This window comes from Microbispora sp. H10885, assembly GCF_014161415.1.
Taxonomy (GTDB): domain Bacteria; phylum Actinomycetota; class Actinomycetes; order Streptosporangiales; family Streptosporangiaceae; genus Microbispora; species Microbispora triticiradicis.
Genome location: NZ_JABBWY010000003.1, coordinates 118999 through 130597 on the forward strand (window position 1 = coordinate 118999; position 11599 = coordinate 130597).

General features: G+C 70.4%; 10 protein-coding genes. 7 read left to right on the top strand and 3 right to left on the bottom strand.

Annotated features, from left to right (window positions below; genetic code table 11):
• Window positions 1-8: 8 nt before the first annotated feature.
• Both HHX37_RS09160 and HHX37_RS09165 read right to left on the bottom strand, forming a co-directional pair.
• On the bottom strand, window positions 9-1295 hold the full coding sequence (locus tag HHX37_RS09160) for an ABC transporter permease subunit (RefSeq protein ID WP_259403192.1): 1287 nt from the start codon (window positions 1293-1295) through the stop codon (window positions 9-11).
• A gap of 459 nt (window positions 1296-1754) precedes the next feature.
• The gene (locus HHX37_RS09165; RefSeq protein WP_117408745.1) at window positions 1755-2129 is read right to left on the bottom strand and encodes a PaaI family thioesterase; all 375 of its coding nucleotides are present in this window, start codon (window positions 2127-2129) and stop codon (window positions 1755-1757) included.
• 98 nt (window positions 2130-2227) lie between these two features.
• Between HHX37_RS09165 and polA the strand changes: the two genes are divergently transcribed.
• Window positions 2228-4912, top strand: a complete 2685-nt coding sequence (gene polA / locus HHX37_RS09170; RefSeq protein ID WP_182885126.1) for a DNA polymerase I — start codon at window positions 2228-2230, stop codon at window positions 4910-4912.
• A 139-nt stretch (window positions 4913-5051) separates the two neighbouring features.
• Here polA and HHX37_RS09175 read toward each other — a convergent pair whose 3' ends face one another.
• Complete coding sequence (locus tag HHX37_RS09175) at window positions 5052-5885, bottom strand: DUF2127 domain-containing protein (protein ID WP_182879018.1); 834 nt, start codon at window positions 5883-5885, stop codon at window positions 5052-5054.
• Window positions 5886-5959: 74 nt separating this feature from the next.
• On the opposite strand from HHX37_RS09175, the gene HHX37_RS09180 reads away from it, so the two are divergent.
• The 6 genes from HHX37_RS09180 (at window position 5960) to HHX37_RS09205 (ending at window position 11592) form a co-directional block, all read left to right on the top strand.
• Window positions 5960-7036, top strand: a complete 1077-nt coding sequence (locus HHX37_RS09180) for a polysaccharide deacetylase family protein (protein WP_182885127.1) — start codon at window positions 5960-5962, stop codon at window positions 7034-7036.
• 209 nt (window positions 7037-7245) lie between these two features.
• On the top strand, window positions 7246-8721 hold the full coding sequence (rpsA, locus tag HHX37_RS09185; RefSeq protein ID WP_117408740.1) for a 30S ribosomal protein S1: 1476 nt from the start codon (window positions 7246-7248) through the stop codon (window positions 8719-8721).
• A gap of 139 nt (window positions 8722-8860) precedes the next feature.
• Window positions 8861-9328, top strand: a complete 468-nt coding sequence (locus tag HHX37_RS09190; RefSeq protein ID WP_182877152.1) for a GNAT family N-acetyltransferase — start codon at window positions 8861-8863, stop codon at window positions 9326-9328.
• A 10-nt stretch (window positions 9329-9338) separates the two neighbouring features.
• A complete protein-coding gene (coaE, locus tag HHX37_RS09195) occupies window positions 9339-9935 on the top strand; it encodes a dephospho-CoA kinase (RefSeq protein WP_182885128.1) in 597 nt (198 codons plus the stop codon).
• Between the two features lie 198 nt (window positions 9936-10133).
• Entirely contained in the window at window positions 10134-11009 is an 876-nt protein-coding gene (locus tag HHX37_RS09200) for an alpha/beta fold hydrolase (protein WP_182885129.1), read from the top strand.
• Complete coding sequence (locus HHX37_RS09205) at window positions 11002-11592, top strand: TetR/AcrR family transcriptional regulator (RefSeq protein WP_182877155.1); 591 nt, start codon at window positions 11002-11004, stop codon at window positions 11590-11592. Before HHX37_RS09200 ends, HHX37_RS09205 begins: the two co-directional genes overlap by 8 nt.
• Window positions 11593-11599 lie beyond the last annotated feature (7 nt).

Below are 11599 nucleotides of genomic sequence, written 5' to 3' on the forward strand. Positions count from 1 at the left end.
GTCTCCGATCAGCCGATGCGCTCGCGCCGGCCGAGAATGCCCTGTGGCCGGAAGAGCATGACGAGGATGAGCACCAGCAGCGCGCCGACGGTCTTCAGCTCGGTCGGCACCACGACGGTGGACAGCTGGATGAACAGGCCGACGACGATGGAGCCGACGAGGGCGCCGAACGCGGTGCCGAGGCCGCCGAGGGTGACACCCGCGAAGACGAGCAGCAGGATCTGGAAGCCCATCTGGTAGCTGACGTTCTGCGACAGGCCGAGCATGACGCCCGCGAGTGACGCGACCGCCCCGCCGACGGTCCAGATGATCCGGATGACCTGGTCGACGTTGATGCCGGAGGAGGCGGCCAGCGCGGGGTTGTCGGAGACCGCGCGGGCGGCCTTGCCGATGCGGGTCTTGAGCAGCGCGACGCCGACGATCACGAGCACGAGCAGCTCGATGCCCATGGCGACGAAGTTCTTCGGCGCGGCGGAGATCGGGCCCACCTGGACGCCCGGCTGGGCGTTGTAGTCGGCGTAGGGCGCGCCCTCACCGCCGAAGAAGAACAGGAAGACGTACCGCAGGAACAGGGCCAGGCCGATCGAGATGATCATCATGGCCACGAGGCTGCTGCCTCTCCTGCGCAGCCGTCCCCAGAAGAACCGGTCCTGCCCGTACCCGAAGATCCCGCCGATCACGACGGAGAGCAGCGCGGCCCAGACGAGGTGGACCCCCACGACGACGTTGAAGAAGTAGGCGCACATCGCGCCGAACGTGAGCAGCTCGCCGTGGGCGAAGTTGGTGAGGCCGGTGGTGCCGAACACCAGCGACAGGCCCATGGCGGCGAGGGCGATGATGAGCCCGAGGTTGAAGCCCTCGAAGGTGAGCTGCGCGACCCGGTCCCAGAACGAGGTCCCCCCGTCGTCGGCGGCGGGCGCGGCACCGCCCTTCGCTCCGGCCGGCGCGAGGGCGAACAGGACGTTCCGTACGCTGCCCTCGTAGACCTGCACGTCGAGCGTGGACCTGTCCTTGAACTTCAGGGCGACGCCCGCGGGGAGCGTGGACGTGTCCAGGCTGACCTTGTACTTGCCCGCCTTGGGTACGGGCACCTCCCACTTGCCGTCGGCACCCGAGGTGGCGTCGTCGACGGGTTTGCCGTCCTCCGCCACCACACTGATCTTCACGCCGTTCACCGGCTGGCCTTGGTTTTGGAGTGTGCCCTTCAGTGCCTCTCCGTCCGCCCACGCGGGGGCGGCGAGCAGAAAGACGAGTCCACCCATGAAGGCCGTGAACGCGATCACGGCTCTGCGCAATGGTGCTCCCTCTGATTCGAGTCGTGGCGGGGTCGTGCCCCAACTGCGGACGCGCAACATCGGACAGGTTCTGTCTTGTTGTGGCCGGAGCATAAGCCTGGGACGCCCGGTTCAGGGCTCCTCGTCACCAATCGGTGACCATGGTGTGTCACTGACGTGAGAAAAGGTTTCGCAGGTCAGCGGGCTGTCATGAGTCATTCGAGGCGACGGTGCTGGAGAACGGGCGGCGCGGAGAGACGTTGAGCCCGTGGGGCGACCTTTGGGACCGTACACAGCTTCCCCGGCTCCGCACGTTGTCTACTCGGTTCCCCACGGGCTCTGGAGCCACAACGCTAGCGACCGGAGCGACCCGCGTGCAAAGAGAGTCGCGAACCGTTCCGGTTTGACCCTCGATGCGTCCCGAAAGTCGGTTGCGCCTCTTGTCCGCATGCCTATGTCCCGGGGCGCGCGCGGGCGCGCTCATTCGGATCTGATGAGACAGGTGAGACGCGACGTGCAGACCATCCGGCCCTCGCCGTCGGTGATCTCGATGGCGTACGTCGCGAGCGTGCGCCCGCCGTGCACCCGGGTGGCGACGGCGGTGACGTGCCCGGAGGTGGCGGCGCGGTGGTGGGTGGCGTTGATCTCGATGCCGACGACCCTGCGCCCCGGCCCGGCGTGCAGGGCGGCGCCGGTCGAGCCGAGCGTCTCGGCCAGCACGCACGAGGCGCCGCCGTGCAGCAGGCCGTACGGCTGGGTGTTGCCCTCGACGGGCATGCGGCCGACCACCCGCTCCGCGCTCGCCTCGAGGATCTCGATGCCCATGAGCCGGTGCAGGCCCGGAGCGGCGTTCATCTCCGCCACGAACTGGCCGGGATTCGTCAAGGTCAAGGGGACGCCTCCGGTGGGAAGACCACGGGTTTTCTGTCGTAGAGGGAGACTAGGCTGCGGGTGTGCCGAAGAGTGAAGCGACCCCCACCCGTCCGTGTCTGCTGCTCCTGGACGGGCATTCCCTCGCCTATCGCGCGTTCTACGCGTTGAAGGACGCCAATCTCATGACCACGGACGGTCAGCACACCGAGGCGGTCTACGGCTTCACCTCGATGCTGGCCAACATCCTGCGCGACGAGCAGCCGAGCCACCTCGCGGTCTGCTTCGACCGCAGCGAGCCCACCTTCAGGCACGAGGCGTTCGAGGCGTACAAGGCGAACCGGGCGGAGACCCCGGAGGACTTCCGCGGCCAGATGCAGCTCATCTTCGAACTGCTCGACGCGCTGCGGATCCCCCGCCTGTCGCTGGCGGGCTTCGAGGCGGACGACGTGATCGCGACGCTGGCGACCCGGGCCTCCGCCGAGGACATGAACGTGCTCGTCGTCACCGGCGACCGCGACGCGCTCCAGCTCGTGAACGACAGGGTCACGGTGCTGATGACCCGGCGCGGCATCAGCGACATGACCCGCTTCACCCCCGAGGCCGTGATGGACAAGTACGGCCTGACCCCCGCGCAGTACCCGGACTTCGCGGCCCTGCGCGGCGACCCGAGCGACAACCTGCCGAACATCCCGAGCGTGGGGGAGAAGACCGCCACCAAGTGGATCGCGGAGTTCGGCTCGCTCGACGAGCTGGTCCGCCGGGCCGACGAGGTGAAGGGCAAGGCCGGTGACAAGCTCCGCGAGCACCTCGGCCAGGTGATCCACAACCGGATGCTGACCGAGCTGAAGCGCGACGCCCCGGTCGACGCCGAGGTGTCCGCGCTGACCATAGGCCTGTGGGACCGCGAGGAGGTCAACAAGCTCCTCGACTCGCTGCAGATCCGGGGCGAGCTGCGCGAGCGGCTGTTCAAGACCCTCGGCACCACCGAGCCCGAGGCCGCCGGCGAGGGCTTCGAGCTGGAGGTCACGGTGCCGGAGCCGGGCGAGGTGGCGGCCTGGCTCGCCACCCTTCCGGAAGACCGCGCCGGGCTGGCCTTCCAGGCCGCGTACGGCAGCGGCACCGGGCGGCTCGACGGCATCGCGATCGCCGGCCCCGGCGGCGCCGCCTACCTCGACCCCACCCGGCTGACCGAGGAGGACGAGGCGGCGCTGGGCGCCTGGCTGGCGGACGAGAGCCGGCCGAAGGCCGTGCACGACGCCAAGGGCGCGCTGCTGGCGCTGTGGGCGCAGGGCCACGACCTGCGCGGGCTGACCTGCGACACCGCGCTCGCCGCCTACCTGGCCATGCCGGGGCAGCGGTCGTTCCCGCTCGACGACCTGGTGCTGCGTTATCTCCACCGGGAGCTGCGGGCGGAGTCCGCCCCGGGCGGGCAGACCTCGCTGTTCGAGGACGCCGACGAGGGCGTGGCCAGAGATCTGGCCCTGCGTGCCCAGGCCGTGCGCGATCTCGCCGACGCGCTGGAGGGCCACCTGTCCAAGCGCGGCGGCACGCGTCTGGTGACCGACGTCGAGCTGCCACTGGTGCGTGTGCTGGCGGAGATGGAGCGGGCCGGCATCGCCGCCGACCGGGAGTACTTCGCAGGGCTGGAGGCCGAGTTCGGCGCGGCGGTCAAGCAGGCGACCGAGGCCGCCCACCAGGCCGTGGGGGAGCAGTTCAACCTCGGTTCGCCCAAGCAACTGCAGGAGATCCTGTTCGGCAAGCTCGGCCTGCCGAAGACGAAGAAGATCAAGACCGGCTACACGACCGACGCCGACGCGCTCGCGTGGCTGGCCCAGCAGACCGACAACGAGCTTCCGGTGATCCTGCTGCGCCACCGCGACCAGACCAAGCTGCGCACCACGGTCGAGGGCCTGATCAAGGAGATCTCCGACGACGGGCGGATCCACACCACGTTCAACCAGATCGTGGCGGCCACCGGGCGGCTGTCGAGCGAGAAGCCGAACCTGCAGAACATCCCGATCCGCACCGTCGAGGGCCGCCGCATCCGCAAGGGCTTCGTGGTGGGGGAGGGCTACGAGACGCTGCTGACCGCCGACTACAGCCAGATCGAGTTGCGGATCATGGCTCACATGTCGCGGGACGAGTCGCTGATCGCGGCGTTCGAGTCCGGGCACGACTTCCACAAGGCGACCGCGTCGCGGGTCTTCGACCTGCCGCCGGAGCAGGTGGACGCCGAGCTGCGAGCCCGGATCAAGGCGATGAACTACGGCCTCGCCTACGGACTGTCCGACTTCGGGCTCTCGGGGCAGCTCAACATCCCGGTGGCGGAGGCGCGGGCGCTCAAGGAGGAGTACTTCGAGGAGTTCGGCGGCGTCCGCGACTACCTGGACGCGATCGTCGCGCAGGCCCGCAAGGACGGCTACACCGGGACCATCCTCGGCCGCCGTCGCTACCTGCCCGATCTCACCAGCGACAACCGGCAGCGCCGGGAGATGGCCGAGCGCATGGCGCTGAACGCGCCCATCCAGGGCTCGGCCGCCGACATCATCAAGGTCGCCATGCTGAACGTGCAGCGCGCGATCGAGGGCATGCGCTCCCGCATGCTGCTCCAGGTGCACGACGAGCTGGTGTTCGAGGTCGCGCCGGGCGAGCTGGAGGAGCTCACCGAGATCGTGCGGCAGCAGATGTGCCGGGCCTACGACCTGAGCGTGCCGCTGGAGGTCAGCGTCGGCGTCGGCGCCACCTGGGAGGACGCCGGGCACTGACCGTACCGCCCCGCGGTTCCGCCGGCCCTCGCGCGGCGGCCCGGCGGTCTGCGCGGTGCGCGTGGTGGTGGGTGCGGTGTGCCGGTGGTGGCCGCGGTCTACGTGCGGCGCCGTGCGCCGTGTGCGCGGTGCGTCGCTGTCAGCGGCGGTTGGAGGGGGGACGGGCGCGGTCGCCCCGGTCACCCCGCCCGCCGCGGTCGCTGCGCTGGCCCCGGCCGGCGAGGGCCAGGCCGGCCTGCTCGACCTCCAGCAGGCTCGCCTCGTGCCGTTCCGCCTCGTGGGCCGTCCGCCCGCCGCGCAGGCCGAACAGCCGTTTGCTCAGTGCGATGTACAGGACGGCCGCGATGTTGACCAGCAGGAGCACGATGCGGAACGGGCTCACCTTCTCGGCGATCTCGTAGATCTCCACGGGGATGAACGCCGAGGTCACGATCACCGAGAAGTACTCTCCCCAGCGCCTCAGCAGCCACAGGCCCACGCCCTCGACGAGCATCAGCGCCGCGAGGGCGGCAAGGGCGAGGACGATCCAGGCGAGCGTGCTCGTCCGCGCCGCCAGCACGGTCCGCAGCGTGTGCACCACGCCTGACTGGTCGAGGTTCCACCCGAGCCGGTGGGCCAGCGGCTCGACCAGCGGGAGGTCCTCGTCGAAGGCCCGCCGCACGGCGTCGTGGTGCGCGCGGAACCGCCAGACGCCGTACGCGCCGCCCAGCACGAGCACCGCCTTGGCCCAGCGGAAGACGGCGATCGCCCGCAGGACCGCGGCATCCCGCAGCGCCCGGCCGCGCAGCACGACCGGGGCGTCCCCGGCCGGCCCCGCGCCGCGCGGCGGGCCCAGCGTGAAGTCGCCGCAGCGCAGGCAGCGCCACGCCTCGCCGAGCGGGGTCTCGGTGCGCAGCCGGGCCCGCAGCGCGTCCTCGTCCGGCGCGTAGGTGACGTGTCCGTGCCGTCCGCAGGCACGCAGGCTCCAGTCCACAGAAAAATTCCAACACAGATGAATAGGGACACGGCGGGCAGTAAGGTCAAATAACTGTGCGCAACCTTGCCCGGATGACCACCGTCGCCTCCATCGTCGTCGCAACCGTCGTCATCGTCGTGGTCGGTGTCGTCGCGCTCGTGCTGCTGACCCGGGCGCAGGGAGGCGGGTCACAGGGGGACGGCCGGTCGAAGGTCCGGCCACAGCCGCTCGCGGCCTCGCCGCAGCCCAGCGCGCCACCCGTGCGCGCGACCGCCGAGTCGGCGAAGAAGGTCAAGGCGAACGAGGCGGGGCTGGTTCCCGTGATCATGTATCACCGCATCCTGCCCAGGCGGGTCGCCTCGATCGACCGGACCCCGGCCCAGCTGCGCAAGGAACTGGAGCGCCTGGCCAGGAGCGGCTACGTGCCGATCACCGCGGCCGAACTGGTCGCCAGGAAGATCGACATCCCCGCCGGGACCCATCCCGTCGTCCTGACCTTCGACGACGGCCATCCCAGCCACTTCGCGGTGGACCGGAACGGCATGCCGAAGAACGACACGGCCGTCGGGATCATCTACGAGGTCGCCGCGAAGTATCCGAACTTCCGGCCCGCGGCGACCTTCTGGGTCAACCGCGACCCGTTCGGCCTGCGGGACCGGGAGCAGCAGAAGAAGGCCGTGAAGTGGCTGCTGGACCACGGCTTCGAGGTGGCCAACCACACCTACACCCATGCCGATCTCCGCCGGCTGTCGAACAAGCGGGTCAGCGAGCAGATCGTCCGGGAGGAGCGGCTGCTCAAGAAGATCGGCGCGCCGCCCTCGACCACCTTCGCGCTGCCGTACGGCTCCCGCCCGAGGAAGCTGAGCCGGGCGCACGACGGGAAGTGGGACGGCACCCGGTACCACTTCGACGCCGTCTTCCTGGCCGGAGCGGAGCCCGCGGTTTCGCCCTACGCGAAAAGCTTCCCGCGCTACGCGATCCCGAGGATCCAGTCCAACGGAAAACGCGGGGACTGCCGGCGCTGGTGCACGACCTACTGGCTCGACTGGCTCGGGGAACACCCAAAAAAGCGTTACACCTCGGACGGGGATCCGGACCAGGTGTCCGTGCCGCGCAAACTCCGGGCAACGCTCTCGCCGGACCGTGCCAAGTCCGTGATCACGTACTAGGGGGAACGCCCGGTTGCCTCGGATTGACCCGGCTCGCCATGTCTCATATGCTGATCGCTGCGCTGTGGGCTCGCGCGCGTCACGGACGGAGCGGGCTCGCGCTCGGTCATCTGGTCGCTACCAGGAACAAACGGCACCCCGGTGAACGAAAACAGGCCCGCCGCGCTTCTGTCACAACGACATCTGTCCGGTTCGGAGCAATTCCACACATGACGAGCAGCACTGAGGCCACCTCGAGCACCCCGCAGGTAGCGGTCAACGACATCGGTTCCGAGGAGGCCTTCCTCGCCGCGATCGACGAGACCATCAAGTACTTCAACGACGGCGACATCGTTGAGGGCACCGTCGTCAAGGTCGATCGAGACGAGGTCTTGCTCGACATTGGCTACAAGACCGAGGGCGTCATCCCGTCCCGCGAGCTTTCGATCAAGCACGACGTCGACCCGGCTGACGTCGTCGAGGTCGGAGAGCACGTCGAGGCCCTGGTCCTCCAGAAGGAGGACAAGGAAGGCCGCCTCATCCTGTCCAAGAAGCGCGCCCAGTACGAGCGCGCCTGGGGCACGATCGAGAAGATCAAGGACGAGGACGGCATCGTCACCGGCACGGTCATCGAGGTCGTCAAGGGCGGCCTGATCCTCGACATCGGCCTGCGTGGCTTCCTCCCGGCCTCCCTCGTGGAGATGCGCCGGGTCCGCGACCTTCAGCCGTACGTCGGGCGCGAGCTCGAGGCGAAGATCATAGAGCTCGACAAGAACCGCAACAACGTGGTCCTGTCGCGCCGCGCCTGGCTTGAGCAGACCCAGTCCGAGGTGCGCCAGACGTTCCTCAACACCCTCCAGAAGGGCCAGGTCCGCAAGGGCGTCGTGTCCTCGATCGTCAACTTCGGTGCGTTCGTCGACCTCGGCGGCGTCGACGGTCTGGTGCACGTGTCGGAGCTGTCCTGGAAGCACATCGACCACCCGTCCGAGGTCGTCGAGGTGGGCCAGGAGGTCACCGTCGAGGTTCTCGACGTCGACATGGAGCGCGAGCGGGTCTCCCTGTCGCTCAAGGCGACGCAGGAGGACCCCTGGCAGCAGTTCGCCCGCACGCACCAGATCGGCCAGGTCGTGCCCGGCCGGGTCACCAAGCTGGTGCCGTTCGGTGCGTTCGTCCGGGTCGAGGAGGGCATCGAGGGCCTGGTCCACATCTCCGAGCTGGCCGAGCGCCACGTGGAGATCCCGGAGCAGGTCGTGCAGGTCGGCGACGAGATCTTCGTGAAGATCATCGACATCGACCTGGACCGCCGCCGCATCTCGCTGTCCCTCAAGCAGGCCAACGAGGGCGTCGGCGCCGAGGTCGAGTTCGACCCCACGCTGTACGGCATGGCGGCGACCTACGACGACCAGGGCAACTACATCTACCCCGAGGGCTTCGACGCCGAGACCGGCGAGTGGCTCGAGGGCTTCGACAAGCAGCGCGAGGAGTGGGAGCGGCAGTACGCCGAGGCCCAGGCCCGCTTCGAGGCGCACCGCTCGCAGATCGAGAAGGCCCGCCAGGAGGAGGCGGCGGCCAGCGAGGCCGCTCCGTCGTCCTACAGCGGCGGCGGCGAGTCCACCTCGCAGTCCTCCTCCACCGGCGGCGGCGCTCTCGCCTCCGACGAGGCCCTCGCGGCCCTGCGTGAGAAGCTGGCCGGCGGCCAGAGCTGACCCGCGGTCCCGACGGGCTGACACACGGCCCCGACGGACATCGGAACACCAAAGGAAAGGCCCCGCTTCGGCGGGGCCTTTCCGCTGTCCGCACCCGGCCCGCCGGTCGCACCGGGTTGATCGCCGATAGGGTGGCGGCGTGGTGGAGATCGCGCGGGCCGTGCCCGGGGACGCCGGGGAGATCCTGACCCTGCAACGGGCCGCGTACGTGACCGAGGCGCAGCTTTACGGCGACCCGTTCATCGCGCCGCTCGTGGAGTCGCTGGATCAGGTGCGTACGGTGATCGAGACGGCGATCGTGCTGAAGGCGACGGACGGCGGGCGGGTGGTCGGCGCGGTCCGGGGCCGGTTGTCCGGCTCGACCTGCCTGGTGGGCCGGCTCGTGGTCGCGCCCGACCGGCAGGGGCAGGGGATCGGCAGCGCGCTGCTGGCCGCGATCCACGAGGCGGTGCCCGAGGCGGCGGCGTTCGACCTGTTCACCGGGCATCTGTCGGAGGGGAACCTGCGCCTTTACCGGCGTCTCGGCTATCGGGAGACCCAGCGGGAGCGGGTGCAGGACCACCTGATGCTGGTCCACCTGCGGCGGGAGCCCCAGCCCGCCCGATAGGCTGCGGGGCGTGCTGAAGGTTGGGCTCACGGGCGGCATAGGTTCGGGCAAGAGCGAGGTGTCGCGCCGGCTGGCCGCGCGCGGCGCCGTCGTGGTCGACGCCGACAAGATCGCCAGAGAGGTCGTGGAACCCGGCACCCCCGGGCTCGCGCAGATCGTCGCGGCGTTCGGCGAGGAAGTCCTCCGCCCCGACGGCACCCTCGACCGGGAACGGCTCGGCTCGATCGTGTTCGCCGACACCGAGAAGTTGCGGGTCCTCAACGGGATCGTCCACCCCAAGGTGGGCGAGCGCAGTGAGCAACTGCAGCGGGAGGCGCCGGACGACGCGGTCGTCGTCTACGACGTGCCGCTGCTGGCCGAGAACAAGCTGGCTCCGCTGTACGACGTGGTGATCGTCGTGGACACGCCGGACGACGTGCGGCTGGAGCGGCTGCTGCGGTCGCGCGGCATGCCGGAGGCGGACGCCCGCGCCCGGATCGCGGCCCAGGCCTCCCGGGAGGACCGGCTGAGGATCGCCGACATCGTGATCGGCAACAGTGGTTCCCTGGACGAACTGGACGCCCAGGTCGACAAGGTCTGGCAGGACCTGACCGCCCGCGCCTTCTAGCAGCGCCGACGACCGGCGGAGCCGGGCGGCTCCGGCCGGGGAGCGGATGAGCGGTTCATCGCCCGCCACGTGGGCCGCCTTCCATGCGAATCTACATCGTAAAGGCGTCCGCGTGGCTTCCGTACAGTCCGCATGGCCGAAGGCCATCGCCCTGCCGGACCTTGACCTCGTCTGGCTAATGCCATTAGCCTCAAGGCTATGAGAATAAGCCTGGAGGACGGCGTGACCGAGAGCGGTGTGACACGGTTCCTGAAGATCGGAGAGGGCGAGATCGCGTACGACGTGATCGGGGAGGGCCCGCTGGTCGTGCTGGTCCCCGGGATGGGGGACAGCAGGCGCGCCTACCGGTTCCTCGCGCCCGTGCTGGCCGCCGCCGGGTACCGCGTGGCGGCCGTGGACCTGCGCGGGCACGGCGAGTCGAGCCTCGGCTGGGACTCCTACACCCGCACCGACACCGCGAACGACATCGTCGCCCTGATCGAGCACCTGGGCGGGCCCGCCGTCGTCGTGGGGCATTCGTTCGCCGGAGGGGCGGCCACCATCGCGGCGGCGCGGCGGCCCGAGCTCGTCGGCGCGCTCGTGGAGATCGGCCCGTTCACCCGGCCGCAGCAGCCCGACCTGGGCGGGTTGCTGCGCGACAGCGCCTACCGCCGCGGCATGCTGCTGCTGATGGGCGTGGCGATCTTCCGCAGCGCCGGGTTGTGGAAGAGCTACCTCGGCCACGCCTACCCTGGCGTCAAGCCGGCCGACTGGGCGGACTACCTGACCGCCCTGGGCGACGACCTGGCCAGGCCGGGCCGCATGGCCGTGCTCAGCGCGATGGGCACGGCCGCCCCGAAGGACGCCGGCGCGCACCTCGGCGGCATCCGCTGCGCCGCCCTGGTCGTCATGGGGTCTCGGGACCCCGACTGGGCCGACCCCCGCGCCGAGGCGGACGGCGTCGTCGCCGGCATGCCTGCCGGGCTGGGCAGGGTGGCGATGATCGACGGCGCCGGGCACTACCCGCACGCGCAGTACCCCGGCGAGGTCGCCGCCGCCGTGCTCGCGTTCCTCGAGGAGGAGGCCCGTGCCTAGGGCCGCGCTGTCCCCGGACGCCGTCGTCGCCCTCGCGCTGCGGCTGGTGGACGAGGAGGGCCCGGACGCGCTCACCCTGTCCGCGGTCGCCGGGCGGGCGGGAGTCGCCACCCCCTCGCTCTACAAGCACGTACGCGGGCTCGCCGAGCTGCGTGGCCTGGTCTCCGGGCGGGTGCTGGCGGAGCTGACCGAGATCGCGGCGGAGGCGGCGCTCGGCCGGTCGGGCGACGACGCGCTGCGCGCCCTAATGGACGGCTGGCGAGCGTACGCCGCCCGGCACCCGCACCGCTACTCGGTGCTGGTCCAGGCGCCGCTCCCGGAGACGGCCGAGGCGGGGGAGCGGCTCGTCGGCGTCCTCCTCGCGGCGCTGCGGGCGTACGGCCTGGAGGGCTCGGCGGCGATCCACGCGGTCCGCTGCCTGCGCGCCGTGACGCACGGGTTCGCCGTCCTGGAGGCGGAGGGTGCGTTCCGTCTCGCCGAGGACCTGGACGAGAGCTACGCCCTGCTGGCCCACATGGTCGTCTCCGGGCTCCGCACCGCCCGCGAAACGAGCATCACGAGCACCGAGCCGTCCGAGCGCTGACCCCCCG

Bases quoted from the DNA above. Each gene is read 5' to 3' on its own strand.
- HHX37_RS09200 (WP_182885129.1), top strand. From the start codon at position 10,134: ATGAGAATAAGCCTGGAGGACGGCGTGACCGAGAGCGGTGTGACACGG.
- HHX37_RS09165 (WP_117408745.1), bottom strand. From the start codon at position 2,129: ATGAACGCCGCTCCGGGCCTGCACCGGCTCATGGGCATCGAGATCCTC.
- rpsA (WP_117408740.1), top strand. From the start codon at position 7,246: ATGACGAGCAGCACTGAGGCCACCTCGAGCACCCCGCAGGTAGCGGTC.
- HHX37_RS09180 (WP_182885127.1), top strand. From the start codon at position 5,960: ATGACCACCGTCGCCTCCATCGTCGTCGCAACCGTCGTCATCGTCGTG.